The organism is Methylobacterium sp. J-068, assembly GCF_022829445.1.
Classification (GTDB): Bacteria; Pseudomonadota; Alphaproteobacteria; order Rhizobiales; family Beijerinckiaceae; genus Methylobacterium.
In genome coordinates this window covers 1-24,855 of the sequence record NZ_JAKSXY010000017.1, presented here as the reverse complement: position 1 = coordinate 24,855, position 24,855 = coordinate 1, and the positions used below count along the sequence as shown (strand labels likewise).

The following is a 24,855-nucleotide window of genomic DNA, read 5'->3' as shown; positions in this document are numbered from 1 at the left end:
GATCGCCGCGACGTTTCGGTTCAGAAAACACCGGAAACCACTACCAATTTCTTAGACCGCGTTTCATACACCTTTGGCGATCCGTCTGATGAGGATCATAGCTGCGGCGAGGACAAAAAAGGCAAGTGCGGAGGACGGCGTGACTTCGTGATCGCGAGCGAGTCTGCGGCAGCGGCTGATCCATACGAGCGTTCGCTCAATCACCCAGCGGCGCGGCTGGACGACGAAGCCGCTCTGCCCTTCTGCTGGCTGGACAATCTCGACGGTGATGGCGGTTGCGCTGCCAATGCGCTCACCCCGGTAAGCGCGGTCAGCGAAGCCGCGGGCTAGGAACGGCCACAAGCGGCGCGAGGCACGCAGCAACGCGATGCCGCCGAGGCTGTCGTGCAGATCTGTTTTGGAGACGGCGGCGATCAGCAGGCGGCTGTCCGTATCGGTGAGCGCGTGGCGCTTGTGCCCGACCACGCGCCGGGCTGGATCGTAGCCGCGCTCACCGGCCGGGCCGACCCCGCCCGAGCGCGCGGCCTGGGCATCAAGGATGGCCCCGGTCGGGCTGGCTTCGCGCCCGGCCCGCTCGCGGTCTGCCAGCGTCACGGCATGGGCGAGGCGCTCGAACACGCCTGCCTGCGACAGACGCGGGAACCAGCGATGCACCGTGCCCCAGGGTGGGAACTCGTGCGGCAGATGCCGCCATGCGCAGGACGTAGAGGATGCCGTACAGCACCGCGTGCAGCGGCCAGCGCCAAGGACGGCCGGTCGCGGCCGGTTCGGGCATCAGCGGCGCGACCGCCGCCCATTCTGGATCACTCAGGACAGTTGCGTAGGACAAGTCCTTGCGCGCAAGCTCGGCGCGGGCGGCGGGCGTCCACATCAGGGATCCGGGGTAGCGTCAGACACTCCCTCAACGCCCGCGATGCCTCCCGCTCACCCAACTGCCAAGCGACTCATCCGGTTATGAAAACGGGGTCTCAGGCAGCTCGTACCGTGGCCAGAAAGCGGGTGACCTCCGCGTGGAGGCTTTCAGACTGGCGTGACAGTTCCGCAGCCGCGCCCAGAACCTGACTGGCAGCGGCTCCCGTGTCCTCAGCAGCACGGGCCACGCCCGTGATGTTGCTCGTCACCTCGCTCGTACCCATCGCCGCTTGAGAGACATTGCGCACGATCTCCTGGGTCGCCGCACCCTGCTCCTCGACAGCCGCAGCAATGGACGTCGCGACGCTGCTGATCTCCTGGATGCGAGACGTGATCCCACCTATGGCTTGAACCGCTTGGCCTGTCGCTCCTTGGATCTGGGTAATCTGTCGACTGATCTCTGCGGTCGCCTTCGCGGTCTGATTGGCGAGTTCCTTGACCTCGGCCGCGACCACCGCGAAGCCGCGTCCCGCCTCACCGGCGCGGGCCGCCTCGATGGTGGCGTTGAGCGCCAGCAGGTTGGTCTGCCCCGCGATGGTCGCGATCATCGTCACCACATCACCGATCTTCGCAACTGCTCCGCTCAGCTCCTGTACCAACGCGGCGGTCTGATCGGCCTCAGCCACGGCACTGTGCGCGAGTGAAGCAGAGCCATCGACCTGACGGCCGATCTCCTGCACGGAGGAGCCAAGTTCCTCGGCAGCCGCTGCGACCGTATTGACGTTCGACGAGGCTTCCTCGGCTGCCGCAGCGACAGTCGTGGATTGCGAGGCTGTCTCGGTGGCCGTGGCCGTCATAGTCTGGGCTGTGGCCTGCAGCTCGGTGGCCGATGACGATACCATCCCGATGATGCCACCGACGGCTGCTTCGAAGCTATCAGCCATCTGACGCATGCCGGCTTTACGCTGCTCCTCCGCTGCAAGCCGCGCATGCGCCGTATCCGCTTCCAGCTGTCGTGTACGGATCAGGTTGTCCTTGAAGATCTGCACCGTGCCGGCCATGGCCCCAATCTCATCTCTTCGTCCCACTGCCGGGATGACAATTGTCACATCCCCCTTGGCCAGCCGCGCCATGGCATCCGTCATCGTCTCAATGGGACGAGACACACGCAGCCAGCTGAATGCCATAGCGCCGAGAGCAGCGGCAACGGCGAACGAGACTGCAATGTATGCAGCCGTTGACGCGGCATCGACGTCGATGCCAGCAGCATTCGCTTCCTCACGCGCACCGTGCTCGTTTAGCGCGACATCGCGTGAAAGTAAGGTACGAATATTGTTGTAGAGATCGACGTTTTCTTGTTTGCCAATCAACGCAAGGGCGTCGGCACGCCGATCGACCGCGGCCAAGCGCGCAGCATCGTTGGAAATAGCTTCGAACTGACGCCACTCGGTGCTGAAAGCCTCATAGAGCTTGCGTTCCTCCGCAGTCGCGATCATTGGCTCATAGACCTTACGCGCCGCTGTAATCTGAGCTTGCGCCGCCTGTAATTGCACCTCATTTTCAGCTAGCTGAGCGGGTGTTGTCGATAGAGCGAGCAGACGCAGCTGCTTGATCCGAACCTCAGCGGCTGCCGCTTTGATTTCATTGATTGCTATTACAGAAGGTAACCAGTTAGTAGCCACTTCTCTAACTTCATGCCGGATAGAAACGAGCTTATTGATGGAAATCCCGCCTTGCACGGCACTGATTAAAGCAAGTGCACCAAATGCGGCAGCAAGGGCGGTTTTGACCGAGAGATGAATGCGCATAGAAGCCTCGACGAAACATCTTGAAGTTGTCTCGAATCGGAAACAACAATCAGGTTTGGTATTTCGCCAAGATTGTCGTGTAAGTTAATTTAATCCATTTACGTAGAAAATTATTTGCGACACATTTTCGTGAACGATACGAAATTATCCTATGATACTTTCCTGAAATCTGATGCTATTTCGTTATATTAAGAATTTTTTAACCATGCTCTGTAACTGAGTTTTCTCAGGATGAGGGACTAGATGATTGGATTAGCGGAAGACGGTCTTGGCGCTCTGGAGCGGATCATCGCGAAAGGAGAGGCGCGCAGGGTCGATACAATGATCCAGATTGCCTTCCTCGAAGCAGACGATCTGAATTCGACCGAAGCGCACGCCGACCTAGCTGCTATCGAGAAGCTGTTGCGCACGATGCGGAAGCAGCAACATCTTTTGATGGCAAGCGCCTGCTATAACACGGCAACCGAGCAGGAAGCTGATTGTCTCGGGATAGCAGCCTGAACGTTCGTACAGCCAAATCAAATTTACGAATGATGGGCTTTGTAATTGTCCGGATTCAGTCTACCAATGCTGGTATTGGATGCTGGGGACCGGATTCGAACCGGACCTGCGAAGCCGTTCCCGGCAACTGGCTCGCCACTCGCCCACCTAGCTCGTCACTTTGAAGCACGCTCTTCCGCTCATGTGAAGTATCTTGTCTGTTTTGAGTCCGTTCGGTGTCGAGCCAAGCGGGCTCACTCGTGTCGAGATGGGGTGACCCCTCAAACGGAATCAGGCTGCGGAAACCTTGCGCGGTCGACCAGCCTTCTTCGGGTCGCCCGGTCCCTTCGAGACCGTCTCCTCCGCACCAGCAGCCTTGGCGTAGCTTCTCCGCTGCTGCCCTAATCCCAAACCGCGAGCTAACTCGGAGCGCTGCGCCGAGTAATTGGCACAGGTCATTGGGTAGTCGGCCGGAAGGCCGTGCTTCGCCCGGTACGCCTCGGGCGAGAGACCGCGAAGCGTTAGATGCCGCTTCAACGTCTTGTAAGGCTTGCCGTCTTCGAAGCTGATGAGTGCCTCGGGCGTGATCGACTTCTTGACCTGGGCCGGCGCTGCCTTCGCGATAGCGTCCTTGGCAGGACCTGAAGATTCACTACTGATGAGGCCGCTGACCGCCGTATGCACAGAGGTAAGTAGGTTGGCGAGTTCACTCACGGGAATGGAATTGTTAGACACAAAAGCTGTTACGATATCGACCGTTAAGGTCATGTAGTTGCACCGCTTTGTTTCGGTTGTATCTTTAGCTTCAGGCAACTCGTGCACTTCATGCTCCTCCAAGCTCTGGTAGCTAACCCCATCCACGTCAATCCTGCACAAATCAAGTCTCAATCGATCAAATTTCTGAAAATACGATGTCCTGATCTGATATCATGCCTTTTCAATAAGGTTCATGTCCTACCCAATCTGTCAACAGAAGCGCTTGGAATTTCAGGCCGAATTGTGAGCGTGTGAGACGGGAGCGCCAGCGTGAAATCTAAAGCTGCAAAGGTGCCGGTAATCGCGAAGCTTCCCTCGGAGGACGAGAAAAAGCGCATCGTCGAGGCACTGAGCCGGCACCTCAAGCGAGCCTCGCCCGTGACTGCCTCTGTCGCGATGGATGCCCCTGGTGCGGTCGGCATCGAGGCCCCGCACACTGACTACGTGGGCTGGCACATGCGGCTAGAGCGTTTTCGGGCTGCGCTGAATCGGTCGGGTGGGGTTCACGTGGAGCTGTTTGGCTGATTCACTGATCGCTCTGAAGAAGGAGCGAAGCATGGGCCGACCCTACAGCCAGGATCTGCGGGTGCGCGTGGTGCAGGCTGCAGCCGTGACCTCGCGTCGCCAGGCGGCCGCGCGGTTCGGGGTCGGTGTAACAGGGCAGGGACGCCGTGCCTGTCGCCAGCGATCAGGGTGAAGGCGCGATGTCGGCTCCACGGCGGCGCCAAAGGGTCCGGCGCGCCCCAAGGGTGAGCGGAACGGGGCCTATCGAACGGGCTTCTACGTGGCCGAGGCAGTGGCTTTCCGGCGGGAGTGCCGGGACGTTCTGAAGGTGGCGCAGGCGGGTCTCGTAGGGTGACTGACATTCGAGACCGACCGCTCACGACCCTTCACAGACCCTTGGAAGGTCCGCTTCGCGGAAGCTTGGTGGAGGATGAGCTACGTCCGGGTCGGGTGGGTGAACGAACCCGCTCACGCGGGATGGGTGGCAGCTTCGAGGTTTTCGGATTGAGACGAGCGCCCTGCGCTGATTGAGCGTTGCCTGGCCTGGGCGGACGATCGTGGCTCCCTTCATCCGAATGGAGCCATCCCATGACCATCCTTGCCGTTCCCGCCGCTGCCGTGGGCTCGCTGCGCCAGCGCCTCGTCGACGACATGACCCTGCGTCGGTTCTCGCGTGAGACACAGCGCAACTACCTTCGTGATGTCGGGCGTCTGGCGACGTTCCTGCGGCGCTCGCCCGACACGGCGACCGTCGACGACCTGCGCCGTTTCCAGATCGCGCAGCAGGAGGTTGGCCTCGGGGTGCCGACGATGAATGCCATCGTCTCGGCCCTGCGGTTCTTCTTCGTCCATACGATCGAGCGGCCCGACCTCGCTCGCAGGCTGGTCCGCCTCAACCATCCGCGCCCGCTGCCCGACGTCCTGAGCGCCGACGAGGTGCGCCGGCTGCTCGGCGCCACGGTCTGCCTCAAGCATCTGGCGGCCCTGTCGGTCGCCTACGGCGCGGGACTGCGGATGGCCGAAGTCGCGGCGCTCAAGGTCGGCGATGTCGACTCGACGCGCATGCTCCTGCGGGTCGAGCGTGGCAAAGGCGGCCGCGACCGCAACGCGATGCTGTCCGCCGATCTTCTGGGTCTCATGCGGCGCTGGTGGACCGAGGGACACCGGCAGGGCGTCCTGCATCGCGAGGGTTGGCTGTTTCCCGGACAGGACTGGGCCCGGCCGATCAGCACGCGCCAGCTTCACCGCATCGTGGTGGAGGCGGCCCGGTCGGCCGGGATCCCCAAGCGTGTCGGTCCCCATACCCTGCGCCACTCCTTCGCCACCCACCTCCTGGAGGACGGCGTCGACATCCGCGTCATCCAGGTGCTGCTGGGACACGCCCGGCTCGACACCACGGCGCTCTACGCCAAGGTCGCCACCCGGACGGTGCGGGCCGTGACGAGCCCCCTCGACAGGCTTGCCCTGTTCCACACGGACGGCCCGGCGCCGGGCTGAGGCGATGCAAGCCGCGATCGAGCTGGCCGACGTCTTCCGCACCGCCGGTCCCGCCTATCGCGCCGATGGGGCCGGGCACCTGAACCTGGCGGCGCTCAAGGTGATGGCGGCGGTCGAGCAGTGCCGCACGGCCAGCCTCGGCGGGCATGTCGAGGGCTGCGACGCGTGCGGCCACCTGCGCGTCGCCTACAACTCCTGCCGCAATCGGCACTGCCCACGCTGTCAGGGCGCGGCGGCGCGCGACTGGCTCGCCGCGCGCGAGGCCGACCTGCTCCCGGTCGGCTACTTCCACGTCGTCTTCACCCTGCCCGCCGAGATCGCCGCCATCGCTTTCCAGAACAAGGCCGCCGTCTACGACCTGCTGTTCCGGGCAGCGAGCGCGACCCTGACGCGGATCGCCGCCGACCCGAAGCATCTCGGTGCCCGCATCGGCCTCACCGCCGTGCTCCACACTTGGGGCTCGGCCATGACCCACCATCCCCATCTCCACATGATCGTGCCCGGCGGCGGCCTCTCGCCGGACGGGACCCGATGGGTCGCGTCGCGCCCTGCCTTCCTCCTGCCGGTGCGGGTGCTGGGCATGCTGTTCCGCCGCCTGTTCCTCGAAGGGCTCGCCGCCCTCCACGAGGCCGGGACGCTCGGTTTCTTCGGCACCCTGGCCCCGCTCTCCGACGCCAAGGCCTTCGTCCGCGCGCTCGCCCCGGTGCGCGGTAAGCGCTGGGTCGTCTACGCCAAGCCGCCCTTCGCCGGACCGAAGGCCGTGCTCGCCTATCTGTCGCGCTACACCCACCGCGTCGCCATCTCCAGCCGGCGCATCCTCGCCTTCGACGGGGAAAACGTCAGCTTCCGCGTCAAGGACTATCGGCGCGCCGAAGCCGGGCAGGCGCGGGTCATGACCCTCTCCGCCACGGAGTTCATCAGGCGCTTCCTCCTCCATGTCCTGCCGCGCGGCTTCCACCGCATCCGGCACTACGGCTTCCTCGCCGGCTCGAACCGGAAGGCCGGTCTGGCCCACATCCGCGCGATCCTCGGCACACCGCCCCCGCCGCGATCCACCGACCCTGAACCGGACACCCGAGACGCTGCGTCCGACGTTCGACCGCCTTGCCCCCGCTGCGGCGGTCCCATGAGAACCGTCGGCTCCTTCGCGGGCTGGTACCAGCCGCGCGGGCCGCCGTTCAGCGCCGCACCGAACCGGGCGTGTACGCCATGACCCGGCATGGCCTAGCACCACCACACATCCGAGGAGGCGCACCTCGGGGTACGCCTCTCCGCGTGCCGAACGCCGGAATGGTCTTCACGAACGCTGTCGCCCGACCCTGTCGCGCTCCGCCAAAGGCCGGAGACCGGGCAATCCGGAAGCGCTCAGGCACCCCGGCGACGGTGTTCACGCGCCTTCCGTCCCTCGTTGGGGACGACGGTCTGCCAAAATCCCCATAGCTCTGCGCCTGCCATCCCGCGGGTTCGTTCTTCCACGACTTTCGTACGCCTCGCGGCGCCCGAAACTCTTCAGGTTGGACATGGCCGCGGGGACAGCTCATGACCCGTTGCAGACTCTTGGGAGGTCCGCTTTGCGACGGCTTGATCGACGGCGGTCGAAGACCGGAATGGATCATTCCCTGCCGGCCCGCGACGAGACGGTGATTGGCCTGAAGCGGACACGGCACAAGCGGTGATGGGGATACCGGCAAGTCGGTTTCCGCAGCCGATTAGACCTCGGTCCACGCCGCCCGGACCGGGCCGCTCGCGGTGTCGGGCTTCGAGTCACCGATGAAGATGACCACCGGGCCGTGATCGGCCCGCCGCGGGTCGTAGAAGTCGAGCAGTTCGGGGTAGCGGCGTTGGAAAAACTCTGGATGCAGGCCCTCCCGGCGTAGCAGGCGATCGATGACGACTTGGTCCCCATGGACGGCGTTCGGCACCGGTCCGCAGGCGCCGGGCACCATCCAGCGCTCCGGCTCGGCCGCGAAGGCGGCGTAGAGGAAATCCAGCGCTCCGCCGGGCCATCGCAGCAAGGCGCTGGAGACGCGACCCTTGTGGAAGTAGTCCTCCATGGCGGTGAGGCCCAGCTCAGCCAGGGCATTGGCCGGCCCGGTCAGGACAGTGTCGAGATCGCAAAGCAGCGTCGGCCCGGTTGTGAGCCCGGGGCGGAACGCTTCCATCTTCGCCCACCAGGCCGGCCAGTCGTGCCGGAGCGGCACCCGCTCCACGTCGGCCACCGCGAGGGGAAGATCCGTAAGGCAGAGGATCCGGTCGAAGGATGGGGCGTGGCGGCGCACGCCCCGGGCAAGGCGCTCGACCCAGGTCGCGTCGTAGCGGCCGCCGCTCTTCAGGACGGTGATGAGAGTGGGCATCGGATGCACGGGATCCTGCTTGCAGCGGTCACGGGTGACAAGGATGGAGCCGCAGCTGCCCGTCCGCCTCGGCCTGCCGGAACCAGGCGCGCTCGGCCGCCCAGGGATGGCCGGGCCAGCCGTCGAAGCCGAAGCCGTAGGCTTCGATCGAGCCACGCCTGAGGGGGGCGCCGAGCAGGAACGCCAGCGTCACCAGGAAGCCGGTGCTCGGGTTGGGCCGCCCGACCGTGCCGGGAGCGAGACGCTGGCGCGCCGCCTCGTGAAGGGCCTCGGGCAGGATGTGAATGGGTCTGCCGAGGGGAGCCAGCCGAGCCACTGCCTCGCGGGTCCAGCACACCTGTTCGGGCCTGTTGTGCTCGGCGGGGAGCCCTGGGAAGGGCAGAATGAAGGCGTCCGCATGCCGGACCGCCGGGCGATCCAGGAAGCGCGGATCGGCGAGCCACTCGCGCATCTGCCCGCCGCGATTGACCAGGGCAAGGTGGGTGACCCGAGACCCGGCGTGGCCCCCGAAACCTGGCGCGTTGTTGAAGCGCACGACGCGGGGCGCCCCGTCGATCGCGGCGGCGGCATCAAGCCCCGGAGCGTTACCAACGATGGCGACGCGACTCGAAGCGAAGGCGGACCGGTCGAGCATGCGCGGAGTGTCGACCTAGGCGTCCCGTTGCGGCAGGGATTGGCGGAGCCGCAGAGGTATGGCGCCGGCGCGGCGCGGCAAGGCCCCTGCCGGGCCGGCGGGAGACCGGACGTGCGGGAAAGGGGCCGCGACCAATGATGCGCCGATGCTTCGTCTGCGCGGCCGACATGCTCGGGCCGAGCACCCGGCACCTGCTCTACCCGAACGGGCGGGACAGGGCGTTTCCGATCGCCTGCGGTTCCTGCGGTCTCTTGCTGGAGGTGGAGGCCGATCCGACGCAATGCCGCGCGCACCTGGCCGAACGTCTCACCGGCCCGGTCTTCAGCCCCGACCCGGACGCGCCCTATGGCCTCGACCTCTACACCCTCCGCAGCGCCGCGACTGGCCACGCTCGCGGTGTCCGGCCCGTGGATGAGGCTGGGCGCAGGGCTCTGCGCCAGCCGCACGACCGCTGCGCCGCGCGGGGAAACCTCTACGCGCTCGACCCTGCAATGGGCCCGCCCGTCTCCCTCGGCCTGCTCTGCCGCCCGGAGGCCTTGGCGGCCGTTCTCGCGGCGCTGGCGATCCATGCGGCCTGGACAGACGACATCGTGGTCCTCCTCGACGCTCCGGCAAGGCCGGTTCAGGCCATCGAATGTCCCCGGGGCTCCGTGCGGGTGGGCGCCCGGCCCTTGGGGCAGGACTTCGCCGCCCAGCGAAATGCCCTCCAGGATCTCGCCCGCAATCCCTGGATGCTGCAGCTCGACGCCGACGAGACCCTGGCCGCCGAAGCCGGCTGCCGGCTGCCGGCCCTGGCAGCCCTGGCGGAGGCGGGGGGCGTCGTCTCGATCGGATTAGCGCGCCGGAACCACGTCGACGGCGTCCTCTCGGACTTCTACCCGGACGTCCAGTACCGGCTGAACCACCGGTCCGTGCGGTATGCCGGCCGCGTGCACGAGCGGCCGGTGCTCGACGGCGGCTGGCCACGCAGCCTCATCACCCTGCACGGGACGATCGCGCATCATCTCGACCGGGCCCACGTCCTGGCGCGCTCCCGGCACTACGAGCACCTCGCGCCCGGGCAGGGGCGCTTGGAGGAGGAGGCCGCGCTGCTGAGCCCCTACCGGGACTGAGGCACGGACGCGCGGCTGCCCGGGCGGGTCCGGGCCGCCACGATAGCCCGGTCGTAGAGGGCGAGGGTCTCGCGCGCCAGGACCGCCCGGGTGAAGCGACCGGACGCCGCCAGGGCCCGGCCGCGGTAGGCCGCGCGCAGGGCCGGATCGGTCAGCAGCGGAAGCAGGGTCTCCGCCAGGGCCGCGCCGGTGGCCGCGCCTGCCAGGGGCCCAGCCCCCGGCGCGCCCACGAAGGCGCGGGCGCTCGCGTCCTCCGCACAGGCTACCACCGGCCGGCCATAGGCGAGAGCCTCCTGGTAGACGAGACCGAAGCTTTCGTAGCGCGAGGGGGCGAGCACCGCGTGGGCTTCCGCATAGGCCTGCGCCAGCGCCCGGGCCGGTAGCCGTCCCTGAGCGCGGATGCGGGCCCGCGCCGCCGCGGGCAAATCGTCCGGTAGATCCTCCGGGGGCACCCCGACGAGGTCCAGTCGGAAGGCTGGGATGGCTCCCCGCTCCGCCTCGTCGGCCAGGATTGCAACCGCACCAAGGAGCGCGTCGAAGCCCTTGCGCGCCTCCGCCCGGCCCACGAAGAGCAGGCGCACGGGCTCTGTTTCGCCCGGGTAGGGGGCACCACACGCCGCCGCAAGTACCTCCGGCGGCAGACTGAGGCCGATCACCGCCTCAGGCTGGCGCCCGGACAGGCCGTAGCTTCGAGCGATCACCGCCCTGTGCGCTTCGGTGTTGGCAATGAGCCCGGCGCTGCCCCGGGCCTGGGCGCGCTCCAGGCCATCGGCGGCCGTGCCGTCGAGGCGGTCGCGCAGGGTGGCGGGGGCGTCGCGCGTGAACGCGGCGGGCGTCGAGCTCCGAGTCACCAGCGGAAGGTCCGGGCGTCCGGCGAGCAGGGCGGCGGGGGCGTACCAGTTCGTGGCTTCCGCGACTTCGAACGGCTGGCGGGCATGGGCCGCCAGCACGGCATGCCGGAAGGCGAGCGGCGCAGCGAGGTGCCCGGCGGCGCCCCAGCGGCGCAGACGCGCCAGCCAGCCGCCGGCCGGCAGGGCGAGGCCCGCCACCCTGACGGCGCCGACGCGTTCGCAGCCTGTCCGGTCGAGGCTAAAGACCGTAACGTCGGCGCCCGCTTCGGCGAGGCTCTCAGCGATCTCGCGGGCGGCGGTCGAGAGGCCGCTCGGGGCCGGCGGGTAGTCCCAGGCGAGGAGGGCGACGCGCATCAGGTGGCCATCAGGCGCCGGTAGAGGGCGAGATAGTCGGTCGCCATGCGCGCGGCGGTGAAGCGCGCCTCGAAGCGCTGGCGAACCCGGGTCCGGTCGAGGTGCCCGATCCGTGCCAGCGCCGCCACCGCTTCCGCCTCGGAGGAGACAATGAAGCCGGTCACGCCCTCTTCGACGATCTCTGGCACGGAGCCCCGGTTCCAGGCGACCACGGGCGTGCCGCAGGCCATCGCTTCAATCATCACCAAGCCGAAGGGCTCTGGCCAGTCGATGGGAAAGAGGAGCGCCTGAGCGCTCCCCAGGAGGTCGGCCTTCCGGATATCGTCCACGGGCCCGAGATAGGTGGCGTCCTCGTCGAGGAGCGGGCGCACCCGGTGCTCGAAATAGTCGGGGTTGCCGACATCGATGGTGCCCCCGAGCCGGATCCGCAGGCCGGCGGCACGCGCGACTCGGATCGCCGTGTCAGGTCGCTTCTGGTCGGTCATCCGGCCCACGAAGGCGACGTGCGGACCCGGCTGCGTGCTGAGGGCGTAGCGTTCTCGCGCGATGCCATGATGGACGATGCCAGCCCGGTTCACGGTCGGAATCCCGGCTTCCTGTGCGGCCGAGATCGCTGCCACAGGCAGATCCGGGAAGCCTGCGAAGAACAGCTTCCGATCGAGTTCATCCACCCGCCAGTGCACCGTCGTCAGGCTGTGACGCCGGCGCGCGCCGAGGAGGGCGGCATGGGCGAACTCGCCGTGACAATGCACGATGTCGAACTGGTCGAGCCGTAGCCGTAGCGCCTCCAGCTGCAGGGCGTCCAGCGCCGCCGGGACACCGGCCGCGACTGGCCCGTGTTGGTGCTCCAGGGCGGCCAGACTGAGATGATCGCCGATGCGCGGCAAGTCTGTCGCACTGTCGGCCGGCGCGAACAGCGTTACTTCCACACCTAAGCTTCGCAGCGCCGAGCTGAGGTCATGGACGACCCGCTCCGTGCCGCCATGATGCTCGGGGGGAACGGGGAAGATGTTCGGGGCGACTTGGGCGACGCGGATCACGCTAAGAACCTCATCTGACACGCTTCTTATCCGCACCTTGCTCAAGACCCTGGCGGCCTGATGTTCGTCTTGCATGTCGCCCTGCAAGGCTGTCTGCGCGGCGGCGGGGTCGTATTCGGACTCACCGCCGATACGGGTGGTCACATCCGCTACCTGCTCGATCTCGTGGCCGCCTCGGCCCAGGACCGGGACATCGACCAGATCGTGATCGCGACGCGCCTGTTCGAAGGTCCGCTCGGCCCGGACTATGCCGTGCCCGAAGAGCGCATCTCCGACAAGGTCACGCTCTTGCGGCTCGCGAGCGCATCGCCGGATTACCGCTCCAAGGAGGAGATGCACGCGGAGGTGGACAGCTTCGCGCGCAAGCTCATCGCCTGGATCGCAGCGCAGCCCCGGGCGCCGGACCTCATTCACGCCCACTACGCCGATGCCGCCTCCGTGGCGGGGATCGTCGAGAAGGCCCTCGGAATCCCCTTCGTGTTTACGGCCCACTCCCTGGGGCGGGTGAAAGCGGCGATGCTGGGATCAGGCGCCGAGCGCGGTACCGACCTCGCGCGCCGGATCGCTATGGAGGAGTGCGCGCTGGCTCGCGCGAGCCTCGTCGTCGCCTCCTCCCGCGACGAGGCGGAGGTGCAGTATGCCGGGTACGCGGCCTACGATCCGGGCCGCATCCGCGTCCTGCCGCCGGGCAGCGATCTCGCCCGGTTCGCGGCGGCCGAAACCCTGCCGCGAGTCGACGCCACGATCAATCGGTTCCTGCATGATCCGGACAAGCCGGTGCTGTTGGCTCTCGCCCGCCCGGTGGCCCGCAAGAACCTTGGCGCCCTGGTGCGAGCCTACGGCGAGAGCCCGGCCCTGCAGGCGCGGGCCAACCTCGTGCTGATGGCCGGGACCCGCCAAGACATCGATGCCCTCGACGGCGACATGGCCGGCACCATGCGGGAGATCCTAGTGCTGATCGACCGCTACGACCTCTATGGGCGCGTAGCCTACCCCAAGACCCACGAGCCGGAGGACGTGCCGGCGCTCTATGCCTACGCGCGCGCGCGGAGCGGCCTCTTCGTCAACCCAGCCCTCAACGAGCCCTTCGGGTTGACCTTGCTCGAAGCCTCCGCTGCCGGGCTGCCCCTGGTCGCCACTGACAGCGGCGGCCCCAACGACATTGTGGAGACTTGCGGCAACGGGCTCCTCGTCGATCCGCGCAATCCCGATGCAATCGCGGCGGCGTGCCTGCGCATTCTGGACGATCCCGACCTCTATGCCCGCTGCGTGGCGGGGGGCGCCCGCGCCGCCGCCGCCTATGACTGGGACCGGCACGCCGCGCGCTACCACGACCTGCTGAGGGCGCTGCTCACCCCCGAGCCGCCCCTTGCGGCCCCGCGACAGCTCCTCGTCTGCGACATCGACAACACGCTGGTGGGCTGCGAGGCGGCGCTCGGCACCTTCCGCCGCTGGCGCAGTTGGCAGACCGGCCTTGCCTTCGGCGTCGCCACCGGCCGCTCCTTCCACAGCGCCATGGCGATCCTGGAGCAGCAGGCCAGCCCGCGTCCGCAGGTCATGATCACCTCGGTGGGGTCGGAGATCTACCACCTCGACCCCAACGGCGTGACCTACACGGCTGATGCCGCCTGGCGTGCCACCGTTTTGGCGGGCTGGGACCGGCCGGGTGTGCGTGCGGCCCTTTCCAATCTCGACGGCCTCGTGCCCCAGGGGCCCCTGGAGCAGCGCGGACACAAGCTCAGCTATTTCGGAGATGCGGCGACCGCCCAGAGGGTCCGCGCAGCGCTCGCGCGGGCGGGACTGTCCGCGAACGTGATCCACAGCCACGGCCTCTACCTCGATGTCCTGCCGCAGGCAGCCTCGAAGGGCACAGCGGTGGGCCATGTCCGAGCCCTCTACGGCCTGCCGGAGCAGGCGGTGTTCGTGGCCGGCGACTCGGGCAACGACGTCGAGATGCTGCGCGCCCGGGTGCAGGCGATTATCGTAGCCAACTACTCCGACGATCTCGCCAGCAACGCCGCCCTGCAGCACTCCTACGTGGCCCGGGCCTCGCACGCCCGTGGCATCATCGAAGGCGTCGGCCATTTCCGCCGGATGCTGGCCAATGCCGGCTGAGCCATCCGACGGAACATCCGGCGGTCTGGGCGCGAGCGTGCTCACCCTGGTGCGCGGCCGGGCCGACCGCCTGCGCAACCTCATGGCCGGGCTGGCGCGCCAGTCCGTGCGCCCAGGCGAACTGGTGATCGCCTGGATGCAGCCGGACCGCGCGCCAGACCTGCCGGACCCGGGCTGCCCCGTGCGCCACTGCCACGTGGCCGGAGAGCCGCTCCCCCTTGCCGCCGCCCGCAACCGCGCGGCCAATGCCGCCACGGGCGATCTGCTGATCTTCCTCGACGTGGACTGCATCCCCTCCCCCACCGTGGTGCAGGCCTACCAGCGTGCGGCGGGGCAGACCGACGGCCTATTCCTTGGCGAGGTCCTATACCTGCCCACGGGGTTGAGCCCGGAAGCGGCCACTGATGAAGCGGCGCTCGCCCGGCTCGGCCGGGCCCATCCAGCGCGCCCGGCGGTCCCGCCGGAGGGCCTGCGCCGGGAGGCCGATCCCGGCCAGCTCTGGGGCCTGTCCTTCGCGCTCCTGGCCCGGTCCTGGCGCGCCGTCGGCGGCATGGACGAGGCCTATCGCGGCTATGGCGGCGAGGAGACCGATCTCGCCGCGCGCCTAGCTGCCTCCGAGCTGCCGACCTACTGGGTCGGAGGCGCCCGAGCCTACCACCAGCACCATCCCGTCCACGTGCCGCCGCTGCAGCACTTCGAGTCCATCCTCGCCAACGCCGCCCGCTTCCGGGACACGCACGGGCGCTGGTGCATGACCTACTGGCTCGCCCAGTTCCGGGCCGCCGGGCTGATCGACTGGGCTGACGACGCCTCCGCGATCCGGGTCCTGCGCCGGCCGGCTGCCCCTGAGATCGCCGCCGCCCTGAAACCCGACGCCTTGTTCTCCTGACGGATCGCGACCCGACAGCCATGAAGAAACCCATTACGTTTTTCGTCCATCACCAGGGACGAGGGCACGCCAACCGCACGATGGCGGTGGCCGCCGCGTTCGCCGGGGACCGGCCCGTCTCCATCCTCACCGCAGGCCCGCAGCTGTTCGACGGGTTCTCCCGCGATATCGAGATCGTGCCGCTACCGAACATGATCGGCGCCGAGGTGCCGACGCCGCGTCTCTACGCGGAGCCAACGCCCCAGGTCATGCATTGCGTGCCGCTCGGCCTCACCGCGATGCGCCAGACCATGCGGCGCATCCTCGACCATCTCGACGAGCGCGACGTCGGCCTATTTGTGGTCGACGTATCGGCGGAGATCGCGCTGCTGGCGCGCATCGCCAGCGTGCCGGCAGTGCAAATCCGGATGCACGGCGACCGCACCGATATCGGCCATGTGGGCGCCTATGAGGCCTGTGTCGGCATGCTGGCGCCCTTCGATGCGCGCATGGAGCAAGACGATTACCCGGCCGTCCTGCGGGCCAAGACGTTCTACAGCGGCGGTCTCTGCACCAGCGTCGACCGAGTGCCGGATCGGGCCGAGGCCCGAGACAAGCTCGGCCTCGACCCGGACCGCGAGATCGTCGTCGCGGTGACCGGGGGCGGGGGCAGCGGCACGCCCTACGCCCCCCTGACGGTGGCTGCCCGGGCCGCTCCCGAGGCCCTGTGGCTAACCCTGGGACCGACCCATCGCGAGGGCCACGAGACCGATTTCGCCAACCTGCGCGAACTCGGCTGGGTGCCCTCGGTGACTGACTACCTCGCCGCCGCCGACATCGTGGTGGCCTCCGCCGGCGACAATACCATTCACGAGGTCGCCCGCGTCGGCGGACGCCTGATCGTGATGCCCGAGTGGCGCTATTTCGGCGAGCAGACCCGCAAGGCCGAGGCCTTGGTCCGGCTCGGTGCCGCCGTCCAGGCCCCGGTCTGGCCCGGTGATCTCCAGGGCTGGCGCGACCTCCTCGCCCGGGCCCGCGCCCTCGACACCGCTCCGCTGCGCAGTCTGTACGCGCCGGAAGCTGCCGCCCGCGCCGCCGGCTGGCTTGAGGGCCTGACCGACGAGCTCTGGCACGGCGCGGCGGCGCCCGCCGCCCTTACGGTTGTTGCCACCGGCTGACCGCCTCCATTCCCGCGCTTGAACCTCCCGGAGCCAGACCGCCCCATGTCCACCGTTTCCGTCGTGAGCCTGGCCAAGGGACGGCCGGCGCACCTGCGCAACGTGCTTCGCGGCCTGGAGCGCCAAACGCAGGCCCCCGCCGAGTTCATCGTGGCGGTGATGCAGGACGCGCCCTATGATCTGCCCGAGGTCGCCTTCCCAGTCCGCCAGATCCTGGTGCCGGGCACCGACTTGCCGTTGGCGGCGGCGCGGAACCAGGGAGTGGCGGCGGCCGGCGGCGATGCCGTCGTCTTCCTCGACGTCGACTGCATCCCGACCCCCGACCTCGTGGCCGACTACGCGCGCGGCCTCAAGGAACTCGACGGCCTGCTCATGGGCGAGGTCCTCCACCTACCCGAACGCGCGACCGCAGGAAATTGGACCTGCGAGGGCTTCGCGGCGGTCGCGGAGCGGCATTCCGACCGCCGCGGTCCACCGGCCTCCGGTCTTGAGATCTGCCCGGATTACCGCTGCTTTTGGTCCCTGAACTTCGCCATCTGGCGCGCCACTTTCCTGGCCACCGGCGGCTTCGACGAGCGCTACACCGGCTACGGCGGCGAGGACACGGACTTTGGCAAGGTCCTCGACCAGGCCGGCATCCCCATCGCCTGGATGAAGGGCGGGCTGGCTTATCACCAGTACCACCCCCATCACATGCCGCCGGTCCACCACCTCGACAGCGTCGTGCGCAATGCCGAGCTGTTCGAGGCTAAGTGGGGCTACCGCACGATGGGCCACTGGCTCTACGCCTTCAAGGTGATGGGGTTGATCGACGACACCCCCGACCGGCCGATCCGTATCCTGCGTCGCCCGGGGGCCGGCGACTTAGCGCTGACCGGGCAGCAGAGTCACCAGCCCTACAGCAACTCGGCCTCTGTCATCCGCCATCTGGAGGCCCAGGCCGCCGCGGCGGCGACGGCGTGAGGATCGCGCTCCTCGCCCATCTGCGCCATCCGGTGGCGCGGCCCTTCGCGGGCGGCATGGAAGCCCAGTGCTGGGCGCTGGCCGACGGGTTGATGGCGCGGGGACACGACGTCGTTCTCTTCGCTGCCGGGGACAGCGACCCGCGCTTCCCCGTCGATCCGGTGATCCCGGTACATCACGAGCGCAGCTTTCCGGGCCTGGAACATCGGGGTGATGCCGGGCTCAAAGCCCACGTGGATGCTGGATACGCCGCCGCCTGCGACCGGATCGCGGCCGGGGGCTTCGACGTGCTCCACAACAATGCATTGAGCCGCCTGCCCCTAGAGCGGTGGCGTCTCGCGAAAGTCCCCACCGTCACGTCGCTGCACGTCCCACCCTACGACGCCCTGCGCTGGTTCGTGACGGACAGCCTCGTGCCAGGCCACCGGATCACCGTGACCTCCGAGGCCCAGCTCCGAACCTGGTGGCCCGAGGGCGCGTCGCCAGAGGTGTCTGTGCTCCACAACGGTATCGATCCCGCGGCCTGGCCCTTTCGGGACCGGGGAGACGGCGGCGCCGTCTGGTCCGGGCGCATCGCGCCCATCAAAGGTCCGCATCGCGCCGTCGCGGCAGCCCGGCGGGCCGGCCTTCCACTAACCCTCTTCGGCCCGATCGAGGACCGGGAATACTGGGAAATGCGGATCGCCCCGGAGCTCAGTGGACCAATCCGCTATGGTGGCCACCTTTCCGGCGGGGCCCTGGCGGACGAGATTGGCCGCGCCTCCGTCTTCCTGTTCACGCCCTGTTGGGATGAGCCCTTTGGCCTCGTGGCCATCGAGGCCATGGCCTGCGGGGTGCCGGTGGCCGGTCTCGCCATGGGGGCGGCCGCCGAGATCGTCGGCGAGGCCGGGCACTTGGTCCCGCCCGACGACACCCCCGCCCTGGTCCGGGCGATCCAAGACGCCCTCGCCATTCCACGGACAATCCCGCACGCACGCGTGCTGCGCCTCTTCACACGCGATCTCTGGCTCGCGCGCTGCGAAGCCCTCTACGGGCTGGCGCGGCGGGCCGCCCAGGGCTGAATGCCCGACGCGCGCCCGATCCCTGGCGGGCGCATCTCCTCTCACGAGTCGCCCTCCGATGAGCCACCTCCCGACGAACCGCCGCGCCATCATCGACGCGCTCTGGCATGGCCGAGATCCGTTTGCGAACCCGCCCGACAGCTTGCGCCCTCTCGATCTCCAGGGCTGGCGCAGCCTGCATCCGTTCCTCGACGAGGCCGTCACGGAGTTCCACCCCCGCGTGATCGTGGAGATCGGCGCCTGGAAGGGGGCCAGCACCCTCCACTTGGCCCGGAGCCTGAGGGCGCACGGCGTCGAGGGGATCGTCATCGCGGTAGATACCTGGCTCGGGGCCGTCGACCACTGGGCCGATGCGAACCTGTTCAGTGAACTCGCCACCGAGAACGGGTATCCCAGCCTGTACCGCACCTTCCTGGCCAACGTGTTGCGGGAAGGGCTGGCTGACCGAGTCGTGCCCCTCCCACTGGACTCGGTGAATGCCGCCGAGCTGATGCGTCTGCGCGGCCTCACCGCCGACGTCATCCATCTCGACGCGGGCCACGAGGAAACCTCCGTGGCGGCGGATCTCCGGGCCTGGTGGCCGGTCCTGCGTCCCGGCGGCCTCCTCATCGCAGACGATTACGACAGCCTGGGCGGTCGCTTTCCCGGCGTAACTCGCGCGGTCGACGCATTCTGCGTCGCGGAACGAGTGCGGGGCCCATGGGCACAGGGCGGAAAATGCAAGTTCGTCAAGCGGCTATAAACCGTGATGCTGGTGGAAGGGCCACTCCCGGTTAGAGGGGCAGGGTTTGTTGCCCACCCCGAGCCGAACTTGCAGAGTGGCCGACGAACGACCGCTTTGGAGAAACGCAAATGGCGTTCCTGGCGGCTGGGTTGGGTCGTAAACTGTCAATCGGCGTGCAAGCATGGCTGAGAACTACACCGACGAGGACTATCGCCAACTGCACCGCGCGCACTGCTACACCGAGGAGAAGCTTGCAGCGGCCGAGGCCGAAAATGTTCGGCTGCGCAAAGCGTTAGGCTTGATCGCCTACGGCGAGAGCCCGAACGAGGACCGGCCGGCGGCCTGGGTCCTGATTGAGGTCGCCAAGGCTGCGCTCTATCCGCCATCCGATAAAGCGAACGCCCCGGCGACGTAGGCGAAACGTTCGTTTTCCGGACGTTCGCCGCGAGCCTGCGTATTTCCAGTTCAAACCATGTCGTACGTGTCGGGAAAATATGACTGGTTTTCTATTGCGGATTAAACGCACCCGAATCACTATCCCGACATGCTCGTCGGATATGCCCGCGTCTCCACCCTCGACCAGAACCTCGACCTGCAGCGCGACGCGCTGACACGAGCCGGGTGCGAACGCCTGTTCGAGGAAAAGAAGTCCGGCAAGGCGGGCACCAAGCGCCCCGAGTTCGAGGCTACGCTTGCCTACCTTCGTCCCACCGACGTGCTCGTCGTCTGGAAGCTCGATCGGCTCGGTCGCTCGCTCGTCGAGATGATGCGCACCATCGACGCTCTTCGGGTGAAGGAGATCCACTTCCGATCCCTGACCGAGCAATTCGACAGCGACACCGCTCACGGACGCTTTGCCCTGCAGATGCATGGGGCCATGGCCGAGTACTTCCTCGATCTCAACCGTGAGCGCACCATGGAAGGGCTGAAGGCGGCGCTGGCTCGTGGCCGTAAGGGCGGCAGACCGAAGAAGCTGACACCCGCCGACCTCGATGTCGGCCGCGCCCTGCTGCAATCGGGCACCATCTCGATCGCGGCGATCGCCAAGCGCCTCGGGGTGAGCCGGGACACCTTCTACAACTACTTCCCGCAGGCGCGGGCTCGCAGCCAAGCCGCTGCCGGCGCGGCGCGGCAGGACTGACGCGTATGCCGATCCGGCGCGAGCATCGCTTCTTCTATCCCATCGACTGGCCCCAACTCTCGGCCGTCATCCGCTTTCAGCGGGCGAAGGGGCGCTGCGAGGTCTGCGCCCGTCCGCACGGACAGCGTGTGTTCCATCTCGGCGACGGGCGCTGGTGGGACGGGGAGGAAGGCTCCTGGCGCGATGGGGCGGGACGCTTCATCTGCCTAGCGGTGGGGGCGGACGATGTCCTGGGCACTGTACGCACCACGCGGGTCGTGCTGGCCACTGGACACCGTGATCACGACACCGCCAACAATGCCTCAAAGAACCTCGCGGCCTTCTGCCAGCGCTGCCACATGAACCACGATCGACCCGAGCATCAGCGCCGGCGCTGGCGAACTGTGTTCCGTCGCAAGGCGATGGGTGATCTGTTCCGAGGGCCCTATCAGCTGCTGTGACGCTCGCGGATAATCTAGTTGAAAAGTGAGTTGCTCACAGAGCGATCGATTTTATGGGATGTCCTGGGCTGCTTCTCGCATGACACGAATCCAAGCATTCATTTCACGACGCGTCTTAATGGCTTCCGCCGTGTAGCGACCGTGCCGGTACATCCCGTTCCTTGACCCCTTCGGAGCACCTGGAGAGGTACCTCCGTGCATCCGACACCGGCCATTTGGCATCGCGGGCGCGTTACAAGACCCGCCGCTGCGTGTTCTAGCTCCACATCGCGGCAAGGCATGCATCGGTCTTTGCATGGGGTTGTCTGCAGGTTTCATTCACAGGCCCTCCCCCTATCGGATGAGGCACTGACCGAACCAACAACGGCTTGGCCGCCGGCTTCGACCGTAACGCGCTCAACCCTCACGGTCTGCTGTCCATCACTGCGATAGCGCTTGAGCGCTTCGACTTGTGTCGTGAAGGTCCGAGCAAGCTTGTTGAAAGCCCGCTCTGCCCCTTCCTGCTGGGACAGGTTATCCACGTGAGCCAAGCGTCGTGCAAAGGTCATGGTCGCAAGATGAACGGCGGCCATTTGTGACGCGAGCATGGCTTCAATCTCATCCCGTGGCTCGATCCCGTCGACCACCGACAGCACGAAGTTGATGCCTGCTTCGTCAGGCTCTGACCCGTGGCTGGCCATATTCGCGATCTGGCTCAGTAGCCCGTTCATGAAAGGTAAGCTTGCCGTGCCTAGCGCATTCATGAGGTTGATCGAGCCGGTCACGGGATCGACGTGATCTGGACCGGTCGTCACACGAGCCTTTTCCCTGGTCACGCGAATGCCAGCTGAAGGTCGCCTGTTGCTGCGTGCGACGTACCGGGATAGCGCCGCTTTTTCAGCGGGCGTCGGTTGGTAGGGTTTAGTGACAGCGGGAGGAGGCGTCTTCTCCAGGACCACCTTCTTTCGAGATGCTGACATATATCAATCTCCTCATCTTGCAAGCTGAGAGCGCGTGTCTCCCCTACTCCAATTCCCTGATGTGAAGGTGGGGTGGATGGGGGCATAGCTTCGCCTGGTTCCGACGAAGATTGCAACCTGACGCGAAGGAGCCGGCGTATTGGTCACATAAACCGATGGACGAAACCCTATTGGGGAGGCCGGGGTCAGGCGGTCGGCCTTTACTCGCCGCTTCACCTCTCCCGAGGTCTGACGCGGAACGAATGGGCTGCACATCGATCTGCAGACCCGGTTGTCTGTGGGGCCGGGGCGACCCATTCCCACTCCTGCAGCATTATCTGCTGCTTATTGCCGGTGCCCTCCGGCATATCATGAGAACCCGGAACTGACCTGGCTAGCCACCCGGCCCATGGCTCCATAAGGGAGCGGGCTATCTACGTCATTCTAATCCTATTTTGTTCACTGTAAAGTCTCACTCTGTTCGGGCATCCAGAAGGCAGTAGTAGCTGGAGGCTGCTGTTCCCCAGGTGAGAATCGGCATGGAAAAAGAACCCGGCTGAAGGGCTGATCGGCGTCCAAATGGGACCCACTCCCGGCAGCTCACGTCATGCTCCCATCCTGCCAGGGACAGGGAGGCAGCCGGTGATGTTGATCGTGGAGACCATCGCCAAAATCCGGCGGCTCTTTCGTAACGAGCACAAGAGCATCCGTGAGATCTCACGGGAGCTGCGCATATCGCGCAAGGTCGTGCGCAAGGCACTGCGTTCGGACAAGACCGCTTTTGCCTACAAGCGCCAGCATCAGCCACGGCCGCAGCTCGACGGCCATCTCGCTTGCCTCGATGCCATACTCGCCCAGGAGCTGGAGGCGGAAGCCCGCGCGGGCAAGGCGGGACGGCTTGCCTCGCAGCTGTCGCGCGCCGATCTCGTGATCCTGGACGAACTGGGCTATCTGCCGTTCCCGCGAGCAGGCGGACAGATGCTGTTCCACCTGATCAGCCGCCTCTACGAGCGCACTTCGGTGATCGTGACGACGAACCTGCCGTTTGCCGAATGGCCGAGCGTGTTCGGCGACGCGAAGATGACGACGGCGCTGCTCGACCGGCTGACGCACCACTGCGACATCCTGGAGACCGGCAACGCCAGCTGGCGGCTAAAGACGCGCACCTGAGGAAGCCGGCCGCGGCACGCCGCGACCGGAGGACGGCAGGCTGGAGACGAGATCGACGCCGCTGCGCTCACTCCAACCGGCTCCGCGACGTCGATCTCTGCGTCGCAGGCCGTCAGCCTGTTTAGCAGGCGGGTCCTTTTTGGACGCCAATCCCGGGTCCCGATTGGACGCCGATTGACACCCCAGGATGGCAGCAAGGTTGATCTGACGTCGTCCGACCGCTTCGGTATCTGCAATCCGTGCTTCAGGGCGTATTTCTCCGACGCCCGCCTAATGCGACTCCACTCATGCTCGCTTTCTTATTTTCGGCAGCCTTTTGGCGGGTTTCGCTGGGTGTCTTTCCCCCAGAATTAACAAGTTATCCGTGGTGGTGGAAATTCTGCCCCCTATGCTGCTGGGCTCGGACTTGGGGTGAGTTGTGGTCTCCTCCAATGTGGAGACACTCTGTTGACGCCGAGCGGCGCCGCACTTGATCCAGGCGAGCCATTCGCGGTCGATCACCGTCACGAGGTTCGGTAGGCTTTTGGCGCCTGTGCGGCGGCGCTCGCGGACTTCGACCATACCCAGGCGCCGGGCCTGTCGGATCGCATCCTTTGCCAGTGTACGAGACACTCCGGCTCGGGCTGCGATGGCGTCGAGACAGAGGGCACAGACCTTCTGGGCTCGAAACTCATCGGCCACAATGCGGAGCACTGCCAGCTCGCCCGTTGTGAACCGGGCAGCGAGGGATGGCGGCATAGGGCCGGATGCAGCAAGGCGGCGGCGGCGTTCGATGGCCTGGGATCGGACAGGTGGGCGCTGTGGCTTGCGCCTGCGAGTCGGCTCAAGTCTGAGCGGACCTAAGCTAGCGGGCCGCTGTGTGGATTTAACGGCCATTCTGCGAGCGTCGAGCGCCTCGACAAGTCGGGCAGCGTCAATGTCGCTGATCTGCTCGGCCGCAACCCCCGCCCATAAGGTGCGTGCCAGCCCGTCGAGCGCCGCGCCGTGCGCCCGGTCGATCGCCTCGGCCATATCTACAACCGTCATCCTTCACAGCCCTTGCTTGGGCCGCGTCAAAGCAGGGGGGAGTGGCGTGAGCCGTCCCCGTCAAAAGGCAAAGCGCCATCGTCTCGGGAAGCGATCCCCGATTGACACCTGAGCGGTGCTGTGATGTCTGGGGAGTTGGAAATGGGTCCCCGGACCTCATCGATTTCGACGGCCCTCCGTTTGGCGACGGGGGGCCGTTGGCGTTTTGGACTTAGGTCTTTCTCGCGGCGCTAATCCCTGATGGTGGTTGGACTACGACTCGCCCAAGGGCGAGCGCAGCCAGACATGCCATGTCGCGTGGCGGGCATGGTTAAGTCAACGGTAGGAGGCTGATCGATATGGCTGGTGAGATCCAACGCCCTCACTCGCGTACAGCCCTGGCGGTGACGGTCGCCTTCGCCATCCTGATCGCAGGCGTCGGGACGATCGGCTGGCGCTGGTACAGCTACGTGACGGCCGGTGCCTCGCCCTACGACGAGGTGGGGATCGAGGTGAACCGGCGTCTGCCGGAATCACTGCGAGCGTGGGGCTGCGAACGCATCAAGGATCGGTTTCCGCGAGCGGTGCCCCCTTATGGATGCCAGCCTGGGCAGGTCTGACGTAGAAGTGTGATAGCAACGCGCATTGCCCGCGCCGCCCTGGATCGCGCGGCATCTGTGATCGGAGCAGCTATGCGCGCCTATCGACTTCTCGCCGGTCTTTGCATGGGTGTTCTGTTGCCCTGCGCGGCGATGGCACAGCCTGCCGCCTCTCCCACGGCACCCGTCACCGCATCCGACCCGGCTACCGTGCAGGCGGCGCGTGAGGTCGTCACGCAGATGCAGGGTGCTCGAACCGCGCTCCTGAAAGCCATCGCTGCGCCGATGGTCGGAATGATGCAGCAAATCGCGATCAAGCAACAGGATCAGGCGCAGGTCCTAGTTCAGGAGGTGGTGATGCCGACCCTGACCGCGCACTATGACGCGCTACTCGCTATTCAGGCTCGCAGC

The 24,855-nt window shown here is 66.8% G+C and carries 25 protein-coding genes and 4 pseudogenes; 19 read left to right on the top strand and 10 right to left on the bottom strand.

From position 1 onward, the window contains the following. Positions 1-63: 63 nt before the first annotated feature. Together MKK54_RS00780 and MKK54_RS00775 are read right to left on the bottom strand one after the other, a co-directional pair. A pseudogene (locus MKK54_RS00780) lies at positions 64-871 on the bottom strand (IS5 family transposase). Positions 872-968: 97 nt separating this feature from the next. After that, entirely contained in the window at positions 969-2,660 is a 1,692-nt protein-coding gene (locus tag MKK54_RS00775) for a methyl-accepting chemotaxis protein (protein WP_244008607.1), read from the bottom strand. Positions 2,661-2,903: 243 nt separating this feature from the next. Here MKK54_RS00775 and MKK54_RS00770 point away from each other — a divergent pair, with 243 nt between their 5' ends. After that, entirely contained in the window at positions 2,904-3,161 is a 258-nt protein-coding gene (locus MKK54_RS00770) for a hypothetical protein (protein ID WP_244008606.1), read from the top strand. Between the two features lie 270 nt (positions 3,162-3,431). On the opposite strand, the gene MKK54_RS00765 is transcribed toward MKK54_RS00770, so the two are convergent. Continuing rightward, positions 3,432-3,908, bottom strand: coding sequence for a MucR family transcriptional regulator (locus tag MKK54_RS00765; protein ID WP_244008620.1), 477 nt, complete (start codon positions 3,906-3,908; stop codon positions 3,432-3,434). A gap of 258 nt (positions 3,909-4,166) precedes the next feature. Here MKK54_RS00765 and MKK54_RS00760 point away from each other — a divergent pair, with 258 nt between their 5' ends. The 5 genes and pseudogenes from MKK54_RS00760 (at position 4,167) to MKK54_RS00745 (ending at position 7,110) form a co-directional block, all read left to right on the top strand. Next, positions 4,167-4,421, top strand: coding sequence for a hypothetical protein (locus MKK54_RS00760; RefSeq protein ID WP_244008605.1), 255 nt, complete (start codon positions 4,167-4,169; stop codon positions 4,419-4,421). A 31-nt stretch (positions 4,422-4,452) separates the two neighbouring features. Continuing rightward, positions 4,453-4,551: pseudogene (locus MKK54_RS00755) on the top strand (IS630 family transposase); the annotation flags it as partial. Positions 4,552-4,589: 38 nt separating this feature from the next. Continuing rightward, the gene (locus tag MKK54_RS24695; RefSeq protein WP_409564103.1) at positions 4,590-4,649 is read left to right on the top strand and encodes a hypothetical protein; all 60 of its coding nucleotides are present in this window, start codon (positions 4,590-4,592) and stop codon (positions 4,647-4,649) included. Between the two features lie 339 nt (positions 4,650-4,988). Then, positions 4,989-5,897 (top strand): tyrosine-type recombinase/integrase, encoded by a 909-nt coding sequence (locus MKK54_RS00750; RefSeq protein WP_244008604.1) that lies wholly within the window; start codon positions 4,989-4,991, stop codon positions 5,895-5,897. A gap of 4 nt (positions 5,898-5,901) precedes the next feature. Beyond that, positions 5,902-7,110 carry an IS91 family transposase gene (locus MKK54_RS00745; protein WP_244008603.1) on the top strand — a complete coding sequence of 403 codons (1,209 nt, stop codon included), beginning with the start codon at positions 5,902-5,904 and terminating at the stop codon, positions 7,108-7,110. A gap of 496 nt (positions 7,111-7,606) precedes the next feature. Here the strand turns inward: MKK54_RS00745 and MKK54_RS00740 are convergent, their stop codons facing one another. Together MKK54_RS00740 and MKK54_RS00735 are read right to left on the bottom strand one after the other, a co-directional pair. After that, positions 7,607-8,251, bottom strand: a complete 645-nt coding sequence (locus MKK54_RS00740) for a hypothetical protein (protein ID WP_244008602.1) — start codon at positions 8,249-8,251, stop codon at positions 7,607-7,609. 28 nt (positions 8,252-8,279) lie between these two features. Next, positions 8,280-8,885, bottom strand: coding sequence for a hypothetical protein (locus tag MKK54_RS00735; protein WP_244008601.1), 606 nt, complete (start codon positions 8,883-8,885; stop codon positions 8,280-8,282). A gap of 137 nt (positions 8,886-9,022) precedes the next feature. Between MKK54_RS00735 and MKK54_RS00730 the strand changes: the two genes are divergently transcribed. Further along, positions 9,023-9,997: a hypothetical protein gene (locus MKK54_RS00730; RefSeq protein ID WP_244008619.1), complete on the top strand. Its 975-nt coding sequence runs from the start codon at positions 9,023-9,025 to the stop codon at positions 9,995-9,997. On the opposite strand, the gene MKK54_RS00725 is transcribed toward MKK54_RS00730, so the two are convergent. After that, positions 9,985-11,202, bottom strand: a complete 1,218-nt coding sequence (locus MKK54_RS00725; protein WP_244008600.1) for a glycosyltransferase family 4 protein — start codon at positions 11,200-11,202, stop codon at positions 9,985-9,987. The two genes, MKK54_RS00730 and MKK54_RS00725, sit on opposite strands and share 13 nt — an antisense overlap. Then, entirely contained in the window at positions 11,202-12,242 is a 1,041-nt protein-coding gene (locus MKK54_RS00720) for a glycosyltransferase family 4 protein (RefSeq protein ID WP_313898366.1), read from the bottom strand. Before MKK54_RS00720 ends, MKK54_RS00725 begins: the two co-directional genes overlap by 1 nt. Before the next feature lie 60 nt (positions 12,243-12,302). Between MKK54_RS00720 and MKK54_RS00715 the strand changes: the two genes are divergently transcribed. From MKK54_RS00715 to MKK54_RS00675, 9 genes are all read left to right on the top strand, one after another. Next, a complete protein-coding gene (locus tag MKK54_RS00715) occupies positions 12,303-14,357 on the top strand; it encodes an HAD-IIB family hydrolase (protein ID WP_244008598.1) in 2,055 nt (684 codons plus the stop codon). Next, positions 14,347-15,246: a glycosyltransferase family 2 protein gene (locus MKK54_RS00710; protein ID WP_244008597.1), complete on the top strand. Its 900-nt coding sequence runs from the start codon at positions 14,347-14,349 to the stop codon at positions 15,244-15,246. The genes MKK54_RS00715 and MKK54_RS00710 overlap by 11 nt, the downstream gene beginning before the upstream one ends. Before the next feature lie 20 nt (positions 15,247-15,266). After that, the gene (locus MKK54_RS00705; RefSeq protein WP_244008596.1) at positions 15,267-16,403 is read left to right on the top strand and encodes a glycosyltransferase; all 1,137 of its coding nucleotides are present in this window, start codon (positions 15,267-15,269) and stop codon (positions 16,401-16,403) included. Between the two features lie 45 nt (positions 16,404-16,448). Continuing rightward, complete coding sequence (locus tag MKK54_RS00700; protein WP_244008595.1) at positions 16,449-17,366, top strand: galactosyltransferase-related protein; 918 nt, start codon at positions 16,449-16,451, stop codon at positions 17,364-17,366. Further along, positions 17,363-18,427, top strand: coding sequence for a glycosyltransferase (locus tag MKK54_RS00695; RefSeq protein ID WP_244008594.1), 1,065 nt, complete (start codon positions 17,363-17,365; stop codon positions 18,425-18,427). Before MKK54_RS00700 ends, MKK54_RS00695 begins: the two co-directional genes overlap by 4 nt. 58 nt (positions 18,428-18,485) lie before the next feature. Next, positions 18,486-19,169, top strand: a complete 684-nt coding sequence (locus MKK54_RS00690) for a class I SAM-dependent methyltransferase (RefSeq protein ID WP_244008593.1) — start codon at positions 18,486-18,488, stop codon at positions 19,167-19,169. 163 nt (positions 19,170-19,332) lie between these two features. After that, positions 19,333-19,566: a hypothetical protein gene (locus tag MKK54_RS00685; protein WP_244008592.1), complete on the top strand. Its 234-nt coding sequence runs from the start codon at positions 19,333-19,335 to the stop codon at positions 19,564-19,566. A 129-nt stretch (positions 19,567-19,695) separates the two neighbouring features. Further along, entirely contained in the window at positions 19,696-20,292 is a 597-nt protein-coding gene (locus tag MKK54_RS00680; RefSeq protein WP_244008591.1) for a recombinase family protein, read from the top strand. A gap of 5 nt (positions 20,293-20,297) precedes the next feature. Continuing rightward, entirely contained in the window at positions 20,298-20,732 is a 435-nt protein-coding gene (locus MKK54_RS00675; RefSeq protein ID WP_244008590.1) for a hypothetical protein, read from the top strand. Between the two features lie 51 nt (positions 20,733-20,783). Here the strand turns inward: MKK54_RS00675 and MKK54_RS24450 are convergent, their stop codons facing one another. Further along, on the bottom strand, positions 20,784-21,017 hold the full coding sequence (locus MKK54_RS24450) for an HGGxSTG domain-containing protein (protein ID WP_279597082.1): 234 nt from the start codon (positions 21,015-21,017) through the stop codon (positions 20,784-20,786). A gap of 29 nt (positions 21,018-21,046) precedes the next feature. Then, a complete protein-coding gene (locus tag MKK54_RS00670) occupies positions 21,047-21,691 on the bottom strand; it encodes a hypothetical protein (protein ID WP_244008589.1) in 645 nt (214 codons plus the stop codon). A gap of 828 nt (positions 21,692-22,519) precedes the next feature. Between MKK54_RS00670 and MKK54_RS00665 the strand changes: the two are divergent. Next, a pseudogene (locus MKK54_RS00665) lies at positions 22,520-22,840 on the top strand (ATP-binding protein); the annotation flags it as partial. Between the two features lie 285 nt (positions 22,841-23,125). On the opposite strand, the gene MKK54_RS00660 reads toward MKK54_RS00665, so the two are convergent. Continuing rightward, positions 23,126-23,851: a hypothetical protein gene (locus MKK54_RS00660; protein ID WP_244008588.1), complete on the bottom strand. Its 726-nt coding sequence runs from the start codon at positions 23,849-23,851 to the stop codon at positions 23,126-23,128. Positions 23,852-24,204: 353 nt separating this feature from the next. Between MKK54_RS00660 and MKK54_RS00655 the strand changes: the two genes are divergently transcribed. Both MKK54_RS00655 and MKK54_RS00650 read left to right on the top strand, forming a co-directional pair. Continuing rightward, complete coding sequence (locus MKK54_RS00655; RefSeq protein ID WP_244008587.1) at positions 24,205-24,465, top strand: hypothetical protein; 261 nt, start codon at positions 24,205-24,207, stop codon at positions 24,463-24,465. A gap of 72 nt (positions 24,466-24,537) precedes the next feature. Then, positions 24,538-24,855, top strand: a pseudogene (locus MKK54_RS00650) (hypothetical protein); the annotation flags it as partial.

Bases quoted from the DNA above. Each gene is read 5' to 3' on its own strand.
- MKK54_RS00660 (WP_244008588.1), bottom strand. From the start codon at position 23,851: ATGGCCGAGGCGATCGACCGGGCGCACGGCGCGGCGCTCGACGGGCTG.
- MKK54_RS00710 (WP_244008597.1), top strand. From the start codon at position 14,347: ATGCCGGCTGAGCCATCCGACGGAACATCCGGCGGTCTGGGCGCGAGC.
- MKK54_RS24450 (WP_279597082.1), bottom strand. From the start codon at position 21,017: ATGCATGCCTTGCCGCGATGTGGAGCTAGAACACGCAGCGGCGGGTCT.
- MKK54_RS00750 (WP_244008604.1), top strand. From the start codon at position 4,989: ATGACCATCCTTGCCGTTCCCGCCGCTGCCGTGGGCTCGCTGCGCCAG.
- MKK54_RS00770 (WP_244008606.1), top strand. From the start codon at position 2,904: ATGATTGGATTAGCGGAAGACGGTCTTGGCGCTCTGGAGCGGATCATC.
- MKK54_RS00765 (WP_244008620.1), bottom strand. From the start codon at position 3,908: ATGACCTTAACGGTCGATATCGTAACAGCTTTTGTGTCTAACAATTCC.
- MKK54_RS00740 (WP_244008602.1), bottom strand. From the start codon at position 8,251: ATGCCCACTCTCATCACCGTCCTGAAGAGCGGCGGCCGCTACGACGCG.
- MKK54_RS00700 (WP_244008595.1), top strand. From the start codon at position 16,449: ATGTCCACCGTTTCCGTCGTGAGCCTGGCCAAGGGACGGCCGGCGCAC.
- MKK54_RS00655 (WP_244008587.1), top strand. From the start codon at position 24,205: ATGGCTGGTGAGATCCAACGCCCTCACTCGCGTACAGCCCTGGCGGTG.
- MKK54_RS00685 (WP_244008592.1), top strand. From the start codon at position 19,333: ATGGCTGAGAACTACACCGACGAGGACTATCGCCAACTGCACCGCGCG.
- MKK54_RS00690 (WP_244008593.1), top strand. From the start codon at position 18,486: ATGAGCCACCTCCCGACGAACCGCCGCGCCATCATCGACGCGCTCTGG.
- MKK54_RS00735 (WP_244008601.1), bottom strand. From the start codon at position 8,885: ATGCTCGACCGGTCCGCCTTCGCTTCGAGTCGCGTCGCCATCGTTGGT.
- MKK54_RS00775 (WP_244008607.1), bottom strand. From the start codon at position 2,660: ATGCGCATTCATCTCTCGGTCAAAACCGCCCTTGCTGCCGCATTTGGT.
- MKK54_RS00675 (WP_244008590.1), top strand. From the start codon at position 20,298: ATGCCGATCCGGCGCGAGCATCGCTTCTTCTATCCCATCGACTGGCCC.
- MKK54_RS00725 (WP_244008600.1), bottom strand. From the start codon at position 11,202: ATGCGCGTCGCCCTCCTCGCCTGGGACTACCCGCCGGCCCCGAGCGGC.
- MKK54_RS00715 (WP_244008598.1), top strand. From the start codon at position 12,303: ATGTTCGTCTTGCATGTCGCCCTGCAAGGCTGTCTGCGCGGCGGCGGG.
- MKK54_RS00730 (WP_244008619.1), top strand. From the start codon at position 9,023: ATGCGCCGATGCTTCGTCTGCGCGGCCGACATGCTCGGGCCGAGCACC.
- MKK54_RS00670 (WP_244008589.1), bottom strand. From the start codon at position 21,691: ATGTCAGCATCTCGAAAGAAGGTGGTCCTGGAGAAGACGCCTCCTCCC.
- MKK54_RS00745 (WP_244008603.1), top strand. From the start codon at position 5,902: ATGCAAGCCGCGATCGAGCTGGCCGACGTCTTCCGCACCGCCGGTCCC.
- MKK54_RS00705 (WP_244008596.1), top strand. From the start codon at position 15,267: ATGAAGAAACCCATTACGTTTTTCGTCCATCACCAGGGACGAGGGCAC.
- MKK54_RS00680 (WP_244008591.1), top strand. From the start codon at position 19,696: ATGCTCGTCGGATATGCCCGCGTCTCCACCCTCGACCAGAACCTCGAC.